Consider the following 16,969-nt stretch of genomic DNA (forward strand, 5'->3'; position numbering starts at 1 on the left):
GTTATTAACCGAGGCTCTTCTCAATCATGAATATCCTCAGTGCATTAAGAACATCATCCGGCCTCAGGATGAATGTTATATCCGTATAGAACGAAACGATCTGGACTATGTTGATGCCCCTGTTGGAAAGCATGGAAGAGGCGTATGAAACATATCCTTTCATCTCCTTAATGACTGGAGGACTTATTATTATAAGTTCTCCAAGACCCTGTTCCACATCTATTATTTCCCTTTTCGGGATCAACTGACCTATCTTGCTGAAGAGGTCATCACCTATGACCAGGCCGCACCCCTGGGATGCCTGGATAATCCTGTATTCAGAGTAACTTTCCACAATGTTCCTTGTTACATTTATGAGCATTCTCAGATTTTCAGTTGACGGGCGAAGAATGAGCACAGTGATGCCTGATCTGGTCTCAATGGTGGAAGACTTGATAAGTTCCCTGAACCTGCGACCGGAGTAACCAGACCTGGGAATTCGCTTGAGAGCTGCCACAATAGCATCTTCCCCCTGAATATCTGCGTCAGAGGAGATGGCTCTTGCCATGGCGCTGTAGTTTATGATGCCCATGTCCACTGCTTTCCAAAGGTCAGGGTTATGATCCAGGTACTCTCTCACCCTTGATGCCACACTGTTATTATTTCGCATACAGATAGCCAAAACAGAGTAGTAATGTCCAGATTTAAACCTATTCATAAAAAATGTCCAAATCCAAACGAATATTTTAAATGAATGAATCGATGGGATGACTTATGGCTTTGCGCAGGAAGCTTGGAATATTTCATCTGACACTTGCATCGGTAACCGGAATGGTTGGCTCAGGATGGCTTTTCGGAGAGTTTTATGCCTCTTCCATAGCAGGTCCTGCCTCCATTTTCTCGTGGATAATAGGATCAATGATGATCCTGTCACTGGCGCTTGTTTATGCTGAACTTGGAGGAAAGATACCACTGGGGGGTGCTGCAGCCCGTTATCCGGAAATGAGTCACGGCAAGTCGGTTTCGGCCATCAACGGGTGGGCTCTTTTCCTGGGTTACGTTTCCACTCCCCCGCTTGAGGCCGTTGCTGCCGTAACCTATATGAATTTCATGGTGGGCGGCCTAATTTCAAGGTCAGGGAACCTGACAATGCTAGGAATTGGTCTCGCCTTCGGATTTCTGGTGGTTTTCTTTGTGATAAACCGCTTTGGTGTGAAGGCCATCTCCAGCGCCAACAGCTACATTGCGCTGGCCAAGATATTCATTCCTGCCATGACAGCAATCGTACTTGCTTTGACATTCTTCTCCATTAAAAACTTCACAGCGGGGGGATTCTTCGCCGAAGGCACTGAATCAATATTTGTGGCCATACCAAATGCTGGCATAGTTTTCTCTTTTCTTGGTTTCAGGCAGGCCATAGAGCTGTCGGGAGAGGCCAAAAATCCCGGAAGGACCGTACCCATTGCAATAATACTGGGTCTGGCCATATCAGCTGCCATTTACATACTTGTACAGGTGGCATTCATCGGATCCATGACATGGACTGGAATCCGTGTGGGGGACTGGTCTGCCTTGGCCACATCGGGATTTTCCTCAGGTCCCATGGTAGTGCTTGCAACTTCACTTGGCATCGGCTGGCTTGCAATAATACTCCTTGGTGACGGTGTGGTATCTCCACTGGGAACTGCAGCCATATATGAGACCACAACTTCAAGGGTTGTCTATGCACTTGGCGATATGGGCTATTTTCCAAAGTTTCTTTCAAAACTGAACAAATATTCTGTTCCCGCAATCGCGCTGGTCTTTGACCTTGTTTTGATGGCAATATTTCTGATCCCCGCCCCGTCATGGCAGAGCCTGGTATCACTTAACTCTGATCTGAGCATAATTGCGTATGCTTCCGGTCCTGTGGCACTCATAGTGCTTCGCAAGATCGGGACAGCATCAAGGGAGGGCTATTTCACACTTCCCATGGCAGGCATAATTTCGCCAATTGCATATATTGCTGCCATACTGCTAATTTACTGGTCAGGGTACCCAACGACCCTGTACATGACTGTAGTGGCTCTGGCAGGTCTTGCAATCTTCGGATACCTGCTGTGGAAAAAGTCAGTAGCAATGGTGGACCTGAAAAATTCAATATGGTTTATCCTGACACTGGTATCTGTACCCATCATATCATATTTTGGCAGCATGAACCTGGACATAATCCAGTTCCCGTTTGACGTCTTCCTGATGGCCGGGATAGCAGTGGTGTTTTATTTCGTCGGCATAAATACACATATTGAACCCAGCGAAACCCCGGATTACTCTATATCAGTTACCATTGCCCAGGAACAGGAGTAAGGGAGTTGAGACGGAATATGTATACCGGTTAAGTGTGACAGAGTATATCACACACATTTTTGTTTTCCTTCGTTAATGTTTCAACAGCGAAATCTAATGGAATACATTCGGAGAGGAATGTATCTGGCACCTTTATGATTAATATTCAGCATTCTAGGTATCCCACAGCAAAAGAATTTATATTTATGTATAATTAAGGCGCGAAACCGATGAAAACCTATCTGAAAGTTACATTTTCCAGCGAAGGTGCAAAACCCAGTGAAGTTATAAATAGGTTGAGGTCTCTTGGTTTCAAGCCAGTCATAGGCGAACAGGACATGATTTATGAGTGGGGAGATAACGCAACGACCGAGGACTCAATATGGTTCGCTGACAAGATTCAGGCGACCCTTGAGGGATTCAAGGTGCTTTTCCAGATAGAAACCCTCAGCGACTGATTCTATAGGGAATTCGCCTAACATTTCCGCAGCTACTGCATCTAATTTCAAGCAGTCCTCTCTTCAGCCGCACTGTATCATGGGACGTGTAGGGTTTCTTGCACGCCTTGCAGTATGAACGTTTGATAGTTGCAGGCAGTGTTATATCAAACCTGAACGAAATTCTTTCCATTATTGTTATGTATTCCCTGGAAAGGTCGGTGTCTGTCCCCACGGTTGCCAGCGCCAGCCCGCGCATGTTGTCTATCCTTTTCATCGCAATGGCATGAAGGTTGATCTCAGGTTTTCTGTGCACCATTATTAATGGATGATTGATACAGAATTATATGATAAAGCTTGTCCTTAGCGATATCGATGGAACCATAACGGACAGCAGGCGTGTACTGTCTTCATCCGCATCTGAACAGATGAGGAAGGTTCAGGACAGCGGTGTTATCGTGAGTCTTGTCAGCGGTAACGTTATCCCTGTCATGTACACATTCAGAACCTACCTTGGAATAAAAGCACCATTATTCGCTGAGAATGGAGGGGCAATGATTGAGGATAACATCACCCAGTTCTTCAACATGGACAGGCCCATGGCATTCTTCAGGGACCTTGAGAAAAAAGGGCTCGTGAAGGGCATAATGACCAACCAGTGGCGCCTATGCTCCATGGGTTTTGAGCCGGTGGGACCTGTTGAACGTGAAATAATGCAGCTGTCTGCACAGTATAATGTGGAGATTACAAACAGCGGATTTTCATGGCACATCCTCAATGTTGGGCAGAATAAAGGGTTCGCACTGCATTACCTTATGGAAAGGTATGCCCTCAGGCCAGAGGAAGTTCTTGTGATTGGAGATAACCTGAACGATATTCCAATGTTCATTGAAGGCGTCAGGAAAGCTGTCCCGGCCAATGCGGAAGAGGAACTGAAGAAGAGGGCGGATTATATAGCCAGATCAGGGCATGGAGCGGGATCCGCAGAGATTCTCTCCTCGCTGGAATCATTTTAGGTTTGCCACAAACTTTCCATTTCTCTCCCCCATAAATTCATTTCCCTCAAGGATTACTTCGCCGCGCATCACAACGCTGTGCGGGAATACTGCCTGGAAACCGTTGAAGGGTGAAATCGGGGTCTTGGAGTGGAGGCGATCCTGGTTTATCCTCCTGGCTTCGCTGAATTTCACTGCCATGAAGTCCGCAAAATAACCCAGCTGAATCATGCCCTTCCTGATGCCCATCGCGGCAGCAGGATTGGCAATTGCAGTTCTGTAAACCAGGTTGAACGGGATCGTCTTGTTCGCAACAAGGGCAAGCATGAGTGGAATTCTGGTCTCAACCCCTATGATGCCTGCAGAAGCCTGGAAGAATTCCTCCTTCTCATGCTCTGTGTGAGGGGCGTGATCCGAGGAAAGAATGTCAAAACTTCCCCTGAAATAGCTATCCATAAGCTTACGCTGCGTATCTCTTGATCTCAGCGGTGGATTAACCTTGCCCCAGCTTCCCAGTTCCATCTCATTGTTGAGAAGAATGTGATGGGGAGTGACTTCTGCCGTGGCTCTTCCGTTCAGCTTTGGAAGGCTTTCAGGAGTGCTTATGTGCGCCATTATCTTCTTCTTCAGCGGCAGTCTGGAAATTACCTCCGCAGATGTCAACTCACACTGCTCAGGTCTGGCCCTGTCATGATCCATCAGTGAATGTTCCTCAGGGATGAAATTGGCTCTCAGACAGGCCGAATCCTCCCCGTGGAACACCACAGGCACATTCATTGAATCCAGGAGCTTAAGGTCACTTTCAGAAATCTGATCCACTGCAGTGGAGTTTGTGCTTCCACCAAGGAATATCTTTATGCCACTGCTTTTGGGGCTTATAAGATCGGCGTTCTTGCCGTTGTAAAGTGAATACAGACCAAAATCGCAGTATGATCTGGACGATACTGAGGAGAGTTTGTCCTGGAAGACAGAATAGTCAGAAACAGGAACAAGGTTATTGGGCATATCATAAACTGTGGTGGTCCCACCATAGATAGCTGAAAGGCTGCCGGTGCTGAAATCCTCCTTGTCTGTTTCGCCTGGGTCTCTGAAATGCACATGTATGTCAGTTCCTGCTGGAATCACTGCCCCTTCCAGCTTTGTGACCGGTGCTCCCGTGATGGCTTTTCCTATGTGGGATATAACTCCGTCAGTGACGGCAACCTCAAGTTCCCTGAACTCATCCTGGAAGTAGAATCTGCCAGCATATATTGTATCATACGACATTCATACACCTCTTCTTTCTCCCCATATGAGCTTGTGAAGCTGTGGAAGTACCCTGACATTGATGCCCTGCTTCAGCACAGATTCCGCCAGCCATTTGATATCCGTCCCCCATGCCGGCTGGAAAACAGCCTCACATCTCAAACTGTGTTGCGAAAGAAAATCTGTTGCAAATGCATAATCATTTTCATCTGATATTACGAACTTTACGTAATCTGATTTTCTCAGAAGTCCAAGATTATCCAGCCTGAGGCTTTTTTCCTCTCCCGATGATGGAGTCTTCACATCCATGTCTATGGCAACATTTTCCATTTTTGTATATTCATCAACAGGAAGAGATCCGCTTGTTTCTATGAGCACTTTCTTTCCTTTTGCTGTGATTGTTCTTACAAATTCAGGTGATTCCCTCTGCAGAAGTGGCTCTCCTCCAGTGAGGCATACCCACTCCTCGCCAGCAGCAGATGCAGTATCAACCAGTTCCTGAAGTGGTATCTCCTTTCCGCCAGCGAATGTGTAAGTGGAATCACACCATTTGCACCTCAGGTTGCACCTGTTTGTTCTTATGAATATCATGGGGATGCCCATGAGAAGCCCCTCTCCCTGTATGCTGTGAAATATCTCCGTTATTAGCAATTTCCTGTGCATATCAATTCCGGATAAATACTTCCACATTGCCATGGAGAATTGGAGAGATCAGGCATGACAGCCCAGGTTCCAGAAGAAACCGATTGTTCTTGGGTATATATTCCATGGGCAATCCTATCATAGTTTTCAGCGGTATTGGGGAGCAGAAATGATTATTCAAAATTTAGCAGAAACAATGCGCAGTGCATATGGCATTGCCAATATTGGCAGTTCTGAAGAATGACTGGCAAAAATTATATGATCATTGCAATCTCCATAGTATGGCTCAACCGAGAAAGGGAAGAGGTACAGTGGAGACAACTGTGCGGCAGTTCCTGAAGCTAAGGCCTGAAACATATTCATTCCTGAAGGACAGGATCATAAACATAAGTAAACTGGCCGAAGAAATCAGGGAGAAGTACCCTGATCTCAGTCCTGCAAGCATAAGATATTCACTGAACAAGATAATGGAAGAATCCAGCAAAAGAAAGGCTGATTTCACATATGTTGAGGATCTGCTGATGCAGAGTAAGGTCACACTCCAGGACAAGATCACTGTACTTACGTCTCAGAAAACCCTCAATGTCAGTTACATATCAGCCACATATCTCACAGATTCCGTGGTATACATAGTGGATGAGCTGAGGAGCGGGAAACTTCCTGCAGGTGGCCAGGTCACAATAGAGCGTGATGTCAGTGCAATACACATTTTGTCTCCAAAGGAGATAGAGCAGGTTCCCGGCTTCGTCATGCGGATTACGGAGCGTCTCTATTCTGTGGGCGTAAACATACTGCAGCTCATCTCTTGCTCAAATGAGACCATCATAGTGGTGAAGAAGTCTGATGGAGTGAGGGCATATGAGAATCTTGTCCTTGCATAATTTTTTTTCAATGACAAACATGGATATTGAGAACAATCAACCTGCGTGGACTCCGCGTGACGATCTTTCCAGGATCATGTGGGAAGTTCCCAACAAAAATGAAAGGCCGGATACTACTGCTTTGAGGCTTCTGCAATTATGTCAAGGAAATGCTGATTTATGCTGTTCTTAAGATCAGAAATTTCCATTTTCAACTCCTGCACGAGGTCTGCGTTCATGCTCCTGACCTCTTCCGGTTCGATCTCTTCCAGCGTCTTACCATTTCTCACCATTTCACCCACTGCACTGTAGGCATCCTTCCATGATTTTCCTTCCCTGAACAGCTTATGGGCATTTGCTGTTGCATAGGATGAGTTCTGCACAATTCTACGTGAAACACCCGGGTTAAATTCAATTCCACTGAAAAAGTGCCGTGCAGCCTTCAGAATATCCTCAACCAGTAAAAATGAATCAACAAGTTCTTTCTTCACCAGCTGAAAATCCCTGTGATATCCTGAGGACTTGGATATGACGGCCATAATGACGCCTGAAATTTTTCCCGCTATTTCTGCTGCGTAACCCTGCGTTATTTCCAGAAAATCTGGATTCCTCTTGTTTGCCATGAGTGAACTGCCTGTGGTGAATCCTGATGGAAGTAAAAATAAAGGCATCTCATCTCCGGACATGAGGATAAAGTCCTGGGAAACCCTTGAGAGTCCCAGCATTATGAGAGACAGGTGGAAGATGGAATTCAGTTCATCCATGCCCCTCTGCGATGCCAGGTACATGGGATTCTCATCTCCACGCTTCAACCCCAGCGATCTTGCAACTTCCCTGAAATCTACTCCGGAAAGTGACCCGAAGCCTGACCCGTATCCCAGAGGCAGTGTTTCGTTTCCATGTATGGCGTAAAGCATTTTCTTTGAGCCATTGTAGAAAATGGATGCAAGATAATCCATATATGTTACAGAAGAGACTGCCATTCCCTGCCTGTAATGTGTGTAACCAGGCATCACCCCTTTGATCTTCTCCCTCTTTGCAAGGATTATCTCAGCTATGTCTGCACATTCCCACGCAATATTCAGCAGATGATGCCGGGTAAAAAGCAAAATGTCTGTCTGTATCTGTTCATTCCTTGAAAGGAATAGCCGGAGGTTTTTGCCAGAAATTCCTGCTTTTTCAAGGACAATTGCTTCAACATTTCCGTGAACATCTTCCAGATCTGCACTCAGGTCAGGATCGGTGGAATAAATTTCGGCAAGAGCATGAAGTATCCGGATGCTGTCATCACGGGGAATTAAGCCCTGCTTCAGTATCTGCAGATGATACGCAGCCAACGCAAGTATCTCGTAATCCACCATGTGCCTGTCCGTCTGTATGTCATCATCAACCATCAGCCTGTTCAGGTATGGCAGAGAATCATCCGAAGCGCCGCTGGCCCATATCTTCTTCATAAGGAATCAGAAACTCTTGGATATTTCCGCCACTGCCTTCTTCCTGACGCTGTTGGTGTTCACAGTCTGCATCCCGAAGAGCTCAACAAATCCCTTGGCATATGACTGGTCAAAGGTGTCATGGATTCCATAGGTTGATTTCTCATAATTGTAAAGTGTGTAGGGGCTTTCCATTCCCTGAACAAGCAGATTCCCGTTCTGCAGTTTCAATGATACAGTACCTGATACATAGGCGTTAACGCTCTTCAGGAAACTGTTCAGGTGATCCATAAGGGGATCGAACCACAGGCCGTCATAGGTCATTGTGGTCCACTTTGATTCCACTATGGATTTGAAGGCCGTCTCCTCCCTGCTCAGCGTCATCCGCTCCAGGGACCTGTGGGCGTTTATGATTACGGATGCAGCCGGGCATTCATAAAATTCCCTGCTCTTGATTCCCGTGACCCTGTCCTCAAGATGATCTATGGCTCCATAGCCTGCCCTGCCTGCAATTTCATTCAGGTCCGCGACAATCCTGGCAAGCGGCTTCCGGACGCCGTTGATCTCCACAGGGATTCCTCCGCTGAATTGTAATGTAAACTCCGTGGTTTCATGTGGGACATGATCTGGTGGCGTAACCCAGGCATAGGCATCTGCCGGTATTGCTTTCCTTGGGTCTTCAAGATCTGAACCTTCCACAGACCTTCCCCACAGGTTCTCATCGGTGGAGTATTTTCCACCCAGCTTGACCGGAATTCCATTCTTTGAGGCATATTCCATCTCCTGATCCCTGTTCAGTCCCCAGTCACGCACAGGGGCGATAACATTTAGGTCTGGATTCAGGGCCCTGATTGATACCTCAAACCTGACCTGATCGTTGCCCTTGCCCGTGCATCCATGAACTATGACATCGCAGTCATGTGTATCTGCGGCACTCACGGCTTCAAGGGACATCAGCGGGCGCGCAATGCTTGTGGAGAGCGGGTAGACCCCATCATACATACCATCAGCCATTATCTCCCTGGAAATGTATCCGTTTGCAAACTCGTTCTTCACATTCTTGGTTATGACATCTGATGCACCCAGCTTCCAGGCCTTTTCAGCTATTGCGGCAAGATCGTTTTCTTCCTGCCCCACATCAAGGGTCAGGGTTACAACCTCCATCCCCAGCTTATCCTGCAACATCTTCAGGATAACAGAAGTGTCCAATCCTCCGGAATACAGCAGCAATCCTCGTTTATACATTAGGGGGTCATTCCGAACTCTATATTTCAATCTTTTCAACAATATTGATAAAATTACTAATAATATGGAATAAATAAAAGTTATAATATCAATAATACTAATAGTACCTAAAAAATTCGTATCACATCGTAGCATATTATGTGAGAAAGGCTTTATTTCCGTTAAAGATGGTCTACTGATATTATGGACTTCAAAAACGTGTTTGGATATGCCCGGGAAACTGATGCCATACTGATTATCCAGGGGGATGAAAACTCCGTGGACAAGACATTTTTTTACCTTACCGGCGTGGATGGTGGGCTGTTTGAGGGTTCAGCGCTCATTGTGAAGCCGGACGAAGTGAAGATAATAACATCTGCTCTTGAAGAAGAGACTGCAAGAAAAACGGGGCTTGAGGTCATAGTGGCAAACGGAAAGGCGGAATTCGAGAAAGCCATCAAGGATAACCTCGGAGGCCTTGATTCAATAGGTCTGAATTATTCTGCTCTGACGGTGAGCAGATACAAGGACATACTGCGCATAATTCCTGACAAGGAATTTGTTGATGTCTCATCATCCATAATGGAAGCGCGCAGGATGAAATCACCCGAGGAACTATCGAGAATAAGGGAAGCTGCAAAAATAGGAAGCGAAGCCTTTGAGAGCACAGTAACAAAGCTCAAGGAGGGAATGACAGAAAGCGAGGTCTCTGCCCTCATAGCCTACGAGATGATGAAGCTCGGTGCTTCAGAGCCTTCATTCAGCACCATCGTGGCATTCGGTGAGAACGCATCCATGCCCCATTATTCACCGGGAGACAGGAAACTGAAGAAGAATGATTTTGTGCTCATAGATTTCGGGGCAAGGTACCGCAGGTACTGCTCGGACATCACAAGAACCGTTGTATTCGGGCATGCAAGCCCAGATCAGCGCGAAATGTATGATGTGGTATTCAGGGCGCAGGACGAGAGCATGAAAGCCATTAAGGAAAACGTCAACGGGAAGGATGTTGATGCTGTTGCCAGGAAGATAATAGATTCTACAAAGTTCAAGGGTAGATTCATTCATTCACTGGGGCATGGCCTTGGCATGGATGTTCATGATCATCCTGCACTTTCATCGAACTATGATTTCCCGCTTAAGGCAAACATGGTTGTGACTGTTGAACCAGGAGTATATGTTCCAAGGGTAGGTGGAGTGAGGATAGAGGACGACGTCATTGTGAAGAAGGATGGCTTCGAGCTCATCACCACAGCTCCAAGGGAACTGATGGAAATATCGTGAGATGATTCCGGCAGGCATCAACATATATCTTGACGCAGATGCTACTAGAATAAAGGGGTTTCTGGAGTCAAATGACAGAGAAAGCGAAAGGCTGAGGCGCAATGCTTTCCGCCTCATAATTGAGGCCATGAATGACCAGGAATCCAGGGAAATTACTTCCGCTGAGGACCTCAGGTGCCTTCCGCTTACCCTGTGGGTCCTGAGAAGGATCGGCGAACCTATACTGACCTCAAGGGTACTGAACCATGCCCGTGACCTGCTGGAAGGCTTCCTCATGAGCAGGACAATTGCCAGCGAATTTGTGCCGGATTACGCCAGAAGATACGGCGTGGTCATGGAATATGACGAAATGACTGGCCTCTATATGATCCGTGCCGGTGATTTTGTCAATCTCACATCCCGCCTGAGTGGCTACAAATATCGCCTCATTTACCAGAGTTTGAGGCATGGGACAGTCTACTGCGACAGGGAAGTGGCGGCGAAGATCGTGAGAGAAGCATTCGTCAGGAAGTTATCCTCAATATTCAGCAGCCTTTCAGACGAGGAAAGCTATTCCATAACAGCTCCGGTCAGTGACAGCATCGATGAAATAATTGATATTTTCCAGAAGTCCGGCATTAAGAAGTCCATTGACCTGGGTGAGGTCGATGCCACCCTGTTTCCGCCCTGCATAAAGGAATATATCACGCAGATGCGTGACGGGGTAAATCTTCCGCACATGGCAAGATTCACACTTGTAAGCTTCCTGCATAAGATAGGCATGAACAATGATGGAATCATAGGTCTCTTCAAAACTGCACCGGACTTCAATGAGCGCATGACCACATATCAGGTGAACCATGTGACCGGTGAGATTTCAAGCACTGAATATTCTCCACCAAAGTGCACGGTGCTCAGATCAAACCATCTTTGCTACTGGGGAGAAGATCCAGTATGCCACAGGGACTGGCTTAAGCATCCTCTTCAATACTACACTTACAAGAAGAGAAAAAAATCAGGAGAGCTTCCGCTCAATAAGGCTAAGAAGAGTTGATTTTTTTAGATTTGCCTCCACGATGAACATCTTTGACTTTTCCCACGGAACGCGCGGATATCTGGCATCGCGAACCTCGTACCTTATGTTCATGGACTTCAATATTTCCTCAAGCTTACCATCGGTAAAATTTCTGGCAGCTTCAAGTGATACCCTTCTTCCCAGCCTCCTGCTGGATTTTGGGTTAAAATACTGGCTGTACAGTGTCAGGGTCATAGGAGAACTGCGTTAACAACTCCGTCCTGACCCGGTCTGGATGTTATTCTGGCATCGCCAAGTTCTGTCTGTATGACAGTTCCCCTGGACATTATATTCCTCTGTACATAATGTGGATTTGCCGGATTCTCTTTCACTGTTTTAATTGGGACGCTTTTGGTAGTCTTATCTTTTGGGTTATAGACATTGGCTTTTTCTGCTCTCATGAGCACGGATTTTGAGTTCCCGCCCATCGTTCTCATAACTTTCCTGGCTTCGGGGCCAATTCTCGTGAGTGTTGGCTCTCTGCCAAGTTCATACCTTCTCTTGCTTCTTCCGGCTTTAAGCTTGCCGCCCGTGAATTTTTTTGTAGCTTTTCCCTGAAATATTGTCATTAAATCATCACTGCTTTTCCCCAATCCTGTGGGGCTGTACTCATGGAAATTATTATTCTGTATTTAAAGCTGAGGCATCTGATTCTTAATTCTGTCAACTAACCAGTATCTTCTTTCAACGCTTGATATGATGATGGAATTTCCTGTGGGCTGTCCGCTGATGATCCCATCAAATATGAGTTTGTTCTGTGCATGCCAGAATCCCTGCTCCAGCTCATAGAATACGGATTCCACCAGTTTGTGTTTCGCCCTGAACAGGGAATCTGTTACCTCAGAATTCACAGTGTCCCAGTCTCTCCAGTAGTTGGAGAGATAGCTGTATATGGTGTCGTCTATCAGGTCAATCATATTCTTCTTCACAGCAGCTTCAGGCGTGTTTATAGATTTCTTGAAAAATTCTTCCCGGAACATTAAAAATTGAGAAGGATCCTGGCTGCAATCAATAATCCTGGAGTTTAAGCTGTTCCTTATCATTGTTCCCAGTTCTCCCGCAATGTCATCCTTCTCTGTGAGGAAAATAATGTCCGGGTCCATCAGGCTCAACCTTTTTACAATGGCAGGAATATTATACCCATTTACGTCTGTTCTCAAGCTGGATGATGAAGCTAAAACCTGCATTCTTGGATAACTCATACCAATACCTTAACTTTTAGTTCTGTCACCTGATGATAGGAGAACAATAAAGAGTTAAGCGAAAATAATAATAGATTATGATACTTAACTTAAAAGATGGCCAAGAGAAAAATCGAACAGTGGATCGGGTTCATTGGAGGATTAATAGGTGTTGTGCTTGCAGGTTTAGCTCTGGCTATTTCGCACGTGTCTAAGTTGTTTGGAGGTGTTGCAAGCCTATCGGGCCCTGCTTACGTCGTGCTTCTATTCAGTTTGATTGGTCTCTTTGGTGCACTCATGGTTTCTTCCAGAAAGCATGACGGTGGCATAATAATGATTGTAATAGGCGTGGCAGGACTCATCGCACTTGGAAGCGTCTGGTTTGCGGCTCCATTCATACTTCTCATCATAGCAGGTGCAATTGCACTTCTTTGATGGTGCTATTCAATAGAATAGTTTAATTATAAAATTAAGCATATACAGCACCATATGCTGAGCCTGCTGGAGTTTGTGGCACTGATTTCAGCGATTATATTATCCCTTCTTACGCTGCTGAAGTGGCCAGGAAGATTCTGGATTGCTTACCTGGTAGGCTTGGTTTTTTCAATCCCTGTATTCCTGCTCTTTCACACATTCATGCCGGCAATTGTATTTGTTATTGCGGTGATAAGTGCAAGGGTGCTATACACCAGGAGATTCTTCTTCGTTATGCCGTTCCTTCTCATCATAGGCGGTGTGCTTTATGCATTGCGGGTTCAGGCCTTGGACTGGGAACTTTTTGACATTGCTGTGGGTCTGGGCACTGCTGTTTCTCTGCTCTCAGACAAAAAGAGTCTGCATTACGCAGCCGATAACGACAGATCAAAGGGGAACGATAAACACAGGGAGATTACCAGAGACATTGTTCAGATTGGGGCAGGGGTTGCCATGATTCTTCTTGTCCTCACCATGGGTGAGGGCCACGGCAGAATTGCTATCACAATGGCTGTTTTCCCATTCTATATCATTGGTAATTACTATGCACTTTTTCCAGCCAGTACCATTGCAAAGACGCTTTTCAGCCTTGAAAGGGAATCTTCTCCACTGGGAATGGGTGCAATCTGGTTCGCGGCCGGGATGCTCATAGCTCTGGGAATGGTTGATTCCACTCATGTGCTTGCAGTGATAATTTTTGCCACCACCATAGGCGATTCAATGGCGACTTTATTTGGCATAAGGATACGCTCACCAAGAATCCCGTATAACAGGCGTAAGTCCTTTGCGGGCTTCATGGCCATATTTGCCTTCTCAGGAATATTCGGATATTTCATGATAGGATATGCTGGCCTAGGCATAGGCGTAATATCAGCCGTAGTGGAAAGTGTGGCCTATTATCCATTCGATGACAATTTCATTCTGCCGGTTATTCTGGGTGCGGTAGGCTCCATCATCTGACCAATTTATTTTCTAAGGTTTTCGGTAGTAGAAGATCTCCTTTGCTGATGCTGATGGCTTGAAACCAAGTTTTTCATATATGTGAGCGGCCTCATTGCCATTTGTCACCCAGAGTTCTGCGGTCTCAAATCCAAGATACTTCAGCCTGTTCAGGCAGTTTATCATCATAGTTGTTGCAATCCCGTTTCCCCTGTAATCCCTGTTCACAAAAATGTCCGTAATCAATGACCGGCTCCCATCCGTCTGCTTTTCAGGCTTTGTTGTGGCCAAAATTGCAGCAATAAGCTTTCCGTGATGCCGGATTATACTGCTGGCTGACGGGATTATTTCTCCATACGATCCATTGAAAATGGCCTTCGCCATGGAAAAGCGGTCAGCTTCACTTGTGGTATGGAAAAGAATCGAATCCAGTGTTCCAGCATATGCATCAAATTCCGCCTTTGAATATTCCTGGTATGTTGTATTGGTTATGGGCAGTACTTCAAACTCCTGCGGGTAATTTTCACTTTTCATGTTAAATTCGTCCAGTGAAATTTCCATCCTGTCACGCCTTACCCTGGTGTAGCCAATGTCCGAGAGGAGTTTCACCGAAGCTTCCTCGGCTCTAAATATTTCATTGATCATCAGATACTTGCCCTGGGCCTTTGCAATGTTTTCTGCCCATTCCACAAGGTTCCGGATTCTCACGTCAGATGCAAACGCACTGTCAGTGAATCCCAGTGATCCGTAAATTCTGTCACTGAGGAGGGAGCTCTCCATAACGAACGCATAGCCTGCTACTGTTATTCCGTTAAGTATGATCCTGGATTTGATCTTGTTTTCGTTCAGACGTTCAATGATATCGCGGTAGGTTTCTCTGATGGCAACATCAGGATAGATCTCTTCCAGGTACTTTATCTGGCCCTCAAGTATAGGTGCCCAATCTATCTTGACATTACTTATTTCCATGCTAATCCCTAAGGAAAAATTGCTTAATATTTTTTCAGATGGTGATGAAAAGCTCTTATATGTAACAGAACACCCTTATATGCAAATTAGGGCTTCCCTGTTGAGAATATGGATGATATATCCAGGACGGAGGAATTCAACAGGGAGGCAATCGCCTATTCCGAATATTACAAGGGTAAAATCCAGGTTCTTCCAAAGGTCCCGGTCAGGGGCCTGCAGGATTTTTCCTTCTGGTACACACCAGGGGTGGCTGCAGTCTCACTGAAGATAGCCAAGGATCGTGACAGTTCTTTCGAACTGACAGGAAGATGGAATTCGGTGGCAATACTCACGGATGGTTCAAGGGTTCTGGGGCTTGGAAACGTGGGCCCGGAAGCCGCAATGCCGGTGATGGAAGGAAAATCCCTGATTTTCAATGTACTTGGGGCTGTGAATGCAGTCCCGGTTCCAATAAGAATAGGGAGCAGGGAGGAATTCATAGGCGTTGCAAAGGCACTTGAACCCACCTTTGGTGGATTCAACCTGGAAGACATAGAATCCCCTAAATGCTTCTATATCCTTGAGACCTTGCAGAAAAGCCTTTCCATTCCGGCCTGGCACGATGATCAGCTTGGAACGGCATGCATCACTCTGGCAGGCGTCATCAATGCCCTGAGGGTGGTTAATAAGAAGATTGAAGATACAAAAGTGGTTCTTCTGGGTTCAGGTGCTGCCAATATAGCGGCTGCACATCTCCTGGCTGCGGCCGGGTTCAAGAAGGGCAACATGATACTGGCTGATTCCAGGGGAATACTTGAGCCCGAAAGGGAGGATATAGACAGCCTGATGATAAACAACCCCTGGAAATATGAACTGGCAATGCAGACAAATTCTGAGAGGCTTAAGGGTCCTTCTGAAAAGGCATTTAATGGTGCGGATGTCATAATTTCTGCATCAAAGCCGGGTCCTGGTACAATCAAGCCAGAATGGATCGGGACAATGAACAATGATGGCATAGTTTTCGCACTGGCAAACCCCATACCGGAAATATGGCCTGAAGAGGCAAAGAAGGCAGGAGCAAAGATTGTTGCAACAGGTAGGGGGGATTTCCCGAACCAGGTGAACAACAGTCTTGTATTTCCCGGAGTATTTCGCGGCGTTCTTGATGCCAGGGCAAAAGGGGTAAACTTTGACATAATGGTTGCTGCATCATACGAAATAGCCAATTTTGTGAAAAATCCGGATGAGGATCATATTGTACCTACAATGGATGACTGGGAGCTTTATCCCAGTGTTGCATCCGCTGTTGCATCAAAAACTGTTGAAATGGGCCTTGCAAGGAAGACAAACTCAAGGGAAGGCTTCTATAAAACTGCGCAGGAACTTATAGAATTCAACAGGAATATGTTTCTGAAGCTGATGGATGAAAAGCTCATAAGGGAATTACCTGGAGGTATTAAGAATGAAAGATAAGGTTGTGGTTAGGGAAATGTCTGCCGCTGATATCGATGGATCTGTGGACCTGATACTGAGGCTCAAGAAGCTGAACGGAGAATTTGATTCCATATTTGTGGTCTCAGATAATGCAAAGAAGGATGCCGAGGATCGCCTTAAGGAAGCCGTAAAGAACCCTGAGAGGCACATATCTCTCCTGGCAGAAAGAGGCGGCAAAGTTCTGGGAGTTATGCTCATAAATATCCTGGACAGGTGTTATTACCTTCCTGAGAAGGAGGCCAGAATAACTGATTTCTACATAATGCCTGAGTTCAGGAGATCGGGTGCCGGAAAAATGCTCATTTCAAGGAGTTACGAAGAACTTAAGAAGAGGAAGATAAGCATAATTACCGCTGAGTTCCCGTCGCAGAATCTCATAGCCCTGAGATTTTACAAGAGTCTGGGATACAGGGAAATCGTGGGCATATACGGAAAGGTCCTAGAGGAAGAGTGAA

At 46.0% G+C, this 16,969-nt stretch carries 20 protein-coding genes; 10 read left to right on the forward strand and 10 right to left on the reverse strand.

The window, feature by feature from the left end; translation table 11 throughout:
* Positions 1-4: 4 nt before the first annotated feature.
* Positions 5-649: an ACT domain-containing protein gene (locus RE469_08420; GenBank protein WMT44218.1), complete on the reverse strand. Its 645-nt coding sequence runs from the start codon at positions 647-649 to the stop codon at positions 5-7.
* Between the two features lie 104 nt (positions 650-753).
* Between RE469_08420 and RE469_08425 the strand changes: the two genes are divergently transcribed.
* Positions 754-2,325: an APC family permease gene (locus tag RE469_08425; GenBank protein WMT44219.1), complete on the forward strand. Its 1,572-nt coding sequence runs from the start codon at positions 754-756 to the stop codon at positions 2,323-2,325.
* 209 nt (positions 2,326-2,534) lie between these two features.
* On the forward strand, positions 2,535-2,762 hold the full coding sequence (locus RE469_08430; protein ID WMT44220.1) for a hypothetical protein: 228 nt from the start codon (positions 2,535-2,537) through the stop codon (positions 2,760-2,762).
* On the opposite strand, the gene RE469_08435 is transcribed toward RE469_08430, so the two are convergent.
* Positions 2,752-3,060: a ribonuclease P gene (locus tag RE469_08435; protein WMT44221.1), complete on the reverse strand. Its 309-nt coding sequence runs from the start codon at positions 3,058-3,060 to the stop codon at positions 2,752-2,754. The genes RE469_08430 and RE469_08435 overlap by 11 nt on opposite strands.
* Positions 3,061-3,088: 28 nt before the next feature.
* Between RE469_08435 and RE469_08440 the strand changes: the two genes are divergently transcribed.
* Positions 3,089-3,757: a phosphoglycolate phosphatase gene (locus tag RE469_08440; GenBank protein WMT44222.1), complete on the forward strand. Its 669-nt coding sequence runs from the start codon at positions 3,089-3,091 to the stop codon at positions 3,755-3,757.
* On the opposite strand, the gene RE469_08445 is transcribed toward RE469_08440, so the two are convergent.
* Together RE469_08445 and RE469_08450 are read right to left on the reverse strand one after the other, a co-directional pair.
* On the reverse strand, positions 3,749-5,002 hold the full coding sequence (locus RE469_08445) for a dihydroorotase (GenBank protein ID WMT44223.1): 1,254 nt from the start codon (positions 5,000-5,002) through the stop codon (positions 3,749-3,751). The two genes, RE469_08440 and RE469_08445, sit on opposite strands and share 9 nt — an antisense overlap.
* Positions 5,003-5,632 carry a radical SAM protein gene (locus RE469_08450; protein ID WMT44224.1) on the reverse strand — a complete coding sequence of 210 codons (630 nt, stop codon included), beginning with the start codon at positions 5,630-5,632 and terminating at the stop codon, positions 5,003-5,005.
* Between the two features lie 272 nt (positions 5,633-5,904).
* Here RE469_08450 and RE469_08455 point away from each other — a divergent pair, with 272 nt between their 5' ends.
* Positions 5,905-6,504, forward strand: a complete 600-nt coding sequence (locus RE469_08455) for an aspartate kinase (GenBank protein WMT44225.1) — start codon at positions 5,905-5,907, stop codon at positions 6,502-6,504.
* Positions 6,505-6,617: 113 nt separating this feature from the next.
* On the opposite strand, the gene RE469_08460 is transcribed toward RE469_08455, so the two are convergent.
* Together RE469_08460 and RE469_08465 are read right to left on the reverse strand one after the other, a co-directional pair.
* Positions 6,618-7,937, reverse strand: coding sequence for a lyase family protein (locus RE469_08460; protein WMT44226.1), 1,320 nt, complete (start codon positions 7,935-7,937; stop codon positions 6,618-6,620).
* Between the two features lie 6 nt (positions 7,938-7,943).
* A complete protein-coding gene (locus tag RE469_08465) occupies positions 7,944-9,161 on the reverse strand; it encodes an argininosuccinate synthase (GenBank protein ID WMT44227.1) in 1,218 nt (405 codons plus the stop codon).
* A 183-nt stretch (positions 9,162-9,344) separates the two neighbouring features.
* Here RE469_08465 and RE469_08470 point away from each other — a divergent pair, with 183 nt between their 5' ends.
* Both RE469_08470 and RE469_08475 read left to right on the forward strand, forming a co-directional pair.
* Positions 9,345-10,424 (forward strand): Xaa-Pro peptidase family protein, encoded by a 1,080-nt coding sequence (locus RE469_08470; GenBank protein ID WMT44228.1) that lies wholly within the window; start codon positions 9,345-9,347, stop codon positions 10,422-10,424.
* Position 10,425: 1 nt separating this feature from the next.
* Entirely contained in the window at positions 10,426-11,457 is a 1,032-nt protein-coding gene (locus tag RE469_08475; GenBank protein WMT44229.1) for a DNA primase large subunit PriL, read from the forward strand.
* On the opposite strand, the gene RE469_08480 is transcribed toward RE469_08475, so the two are convergent.
* The 3 genes from RE469_08480 to RE469_08490 form a co-directional block, all read right to left on the reverse strand.
* The gene (locus RE469_08480; GenBank protein ID WMT44230.1) at positions 11,419-11,673 is read right to left on the reverse strand and encodes a signal recognition particle subunit SRP19/SEC65 family protein; all 255 of its coding nucleotides are present in this window, start codon (positions 11,671-11,673) and stop codon (positions 11,419-11,421) included. The genes RE469_08475 and RE469_08480 overlap by 39 nt on opposite strands.
* Positions 11,670-12,047, reverse strand: coding sequence for a 30S ribosomal protein S8e (locus RE469_08485; protein ID WMT44231.1), 378 nt, complete (start codon positions 12,045-12,047; stop codon positions 11,670-11,672). The genes RE469_08480 and RE469_08485 overlap by 4 nt, the downstream gene beginning before the upstream one ends.
* Before the next feature lie 63 nt (positions 12,048-12,110).
* A complete protein-coding gene (locus tag RE469_08490; protein WMT44232.1) occupies positions 12,111-12,665 on the reverse strand; it encodes a hypothetical protein in 555 nt (184 codons plus the stop codon).
* Positions 12,666-12,776: 111 nt separating this feature from the next.
* Between RE469_08490 and RE469_08495 the strand changes: the two genes are divergently transcribed.
* The gene (locus RE469_08495) at positions 12,777-13,094 is read left to right on the forward strand and encodes a hypothetical protein (GenBank protein ID WMT44233.1); all 318 of its coding nucleotides are present in this window, start codon (positions 12,777-12,779) and stop codon (positions 13,092-13,094) included.
* Positions 13,095-13,148: 54 nt separating this feature from the next.
* Positions 13,149-14,093 carry a hypothetical protein gene (locus tag RE469_08500; protein WMT44234.1) on the forward strand — a complete coding sequence of 315 codons (945 nt, stop codon included), beginning with the start codon at positions 13,149-13,151 and terminating at the stop codon, positions 14,091-14,093.
* Between the two features lie 12 nt (positions 14,094-14,105).
* On the opposite strand, the gene RE469_08505 is transcribed toward RE469_08500, so the two are convergent.
* The gene (locus RE469_08505; protein WMT44235.1) at positions 14,106-15,041 is read right to left on the reverse strand and encodes a GNAT family N-acetyltransferase; all 936 of its coding nucleotides are present in this window, start codon (positions 15,039-15,041) and stop codon (positions 14,106-14,108) included.
* A gap of 108 nt (positions 15,042-15,149) precedes the next feature.
* Here RE469_08505 and RE469_08510 point away from each other — a divergent pair, with 108 nt between their 5' ends.
* Both RE469_08510 and RE469_08515 read left to right on the forward strand, forming a co-directional pair.
* Positions 15,150-16,493: an NADP-dependent malic enzyme gene (locus RE469_08510; GenBank protein WMT44236.1), complete on the forward strand. Its 1,344-nt coding sequence runs from the start codon at positions 15,150-15,152 to the stop codon at positions 16,491-16,493.
* Positions 16,483-16,968: a GNAT family N-acetyltransferase gene (locus RE469_08515; protein ID WMT44237.1), complete on the forward strand. Its 486-nt coding sequence runs from the start codon at positions 16,483-16,485 to the stop codon at positions 16,966-16,968. The genes RE469_08510 and RE469_08515 overlap by 11 nt, the downstream gene beginning before the upstream one ends.
* Position 16,969 lies beyond the last annotated feature (1 nt).

Source organism: Cuniculiplasma divulgatum, from assembly GCA_031200235.1.
In the GTDB taxonomy this organism is placed as follows: Archaea; Thermoplasmatota; Thermoplasmata; order Thermoplasmatales; family Thermoplasmataceae; genus UBA509.

Bases quoted from the DNA above. Each gene is read 5' to 3' on its own strand.
- RE469_08515 (WMT44237.1), top strand. From the start codon at position 16,483: ATGAAAGATAAGGTTGTGGTTAGGGAAATGTCTGCCGCTGATATCGAT.
- RE469_08510 (WMT44236.1), top strand. From the start codon at position 15,150: ATGGATGATATATCCAGGACGGAGGAATTCAACAGGGAGGCAATCGCC.
- RE469_08470 (WMT44228.1), top strand. From the start codon at position 9,345: ATGGACTTCAAAAACGTGTTTGGATATGCCCGGGAAACTGATGCCATA.
- RE469_08505 (WMT44235.1), bottom strand. From the start codon at position 15,041: ATGGAAATAAGTAATGTCAAGATAGATTGGGCACCTATACTTGAGGGC.
- RE469_08435 (WMT44221.1), bottom strand. From the start codon at position 3,060: ATGGTGCACAGAAAACCTGAGATCAACCTTCATGCCATTGCGATGAAA.
- RE469_08500 (WMT44234.1), top strand. From the start codon at position 13,149: ATGCTGAGCCTGCTGGAGTTTGTGGCACTGATTTCAGCGATTATATTA.
- RE469_08475 (WMT44229.1), top strand. From the start codon at position 10,426: ATGATTCCGGCAGGCATCAACATATATCTTGACGCAGATGCTACTAGA.
- RE469_08440 (WMT44222.1), top strand. From the start codon at position 3,089: ATGATAAAGCTTGTCCTTAGCGATATCGATGGAACCATAACGGACAGC.
- RE469_08445 (WMT44223.1), bottom strand. From the start codon at position 5,002: ATGTCGTATGATACAATATATGCTGGCAGATTCTACTTCCAGGATGAG.
- RE469_08425 (WMT44219.1), top strand. From the start codon at position 754: ATGGCTTTGCGCAGGAAGCTTGGAATATTTCATCTGACACTTGCATCG.
- RE469_08490 (WMT44232.1), bottom strand. From the start codon at position 12,665: ATGCAGGTTTTAGCTTCATCATCCAGCTTGAGAACAGACGTAAATGGG.
- RE469_08430 (WMT44220.1), top strand. From the start codon at position 2,535: ATGAAAACCTATCTGAAAGTTACATTTTCCAGCGAAGGTGCAAAACCC.
- RE469_08455 (WMT44225.1), top strand. From the start codon at position 5,905: ATGGCTCAACCGAGAAAGGGAAGAGGTACAGTGGAGACAACTGTGCGG.
- RE469_08460 (WMT44226.1), bottom strand. From the start codon at position 7,937: ATGAAGAAGATATGGGCCAGCGGCGCTTCGGATGATTCTCTGCCATAC.
- RE469_08465 (WMT44227.1), bottom strand. From the start codon at position 9,161: ATGTATAAACGAGGATTGCTGCTGTATTCCGGAGGATTGGACACTTCT.
- RE469_08485 (WMT44231.1), bottom strand. From the start codon at position 12,047: ATGACAATATTTCAGGGAAAAGCTACAAAAAAATTCACGGGCGGCAAG.
- RE469_08495 (WMT44233.1), top strand. From the start codon at position 12,777: ATGGCCAAGAGAAAAATCGAACAGTGGATCGGGTTCATTGGAGGATTA.
- RE469_08420 (WMT44218.1), bottom strand. From the start codon at position 649: ATGCGAAATAATAACAGTGTGGCATCAAGGGTGAGAGAGTACCTGGAT.
- RE469_08480 (WMT44230.1), bottom strand. From the start codon at position 11,673: ATGACCCTGACACTGTACAGCCAGTATTTTAACCCAAAATCCAGCAGG.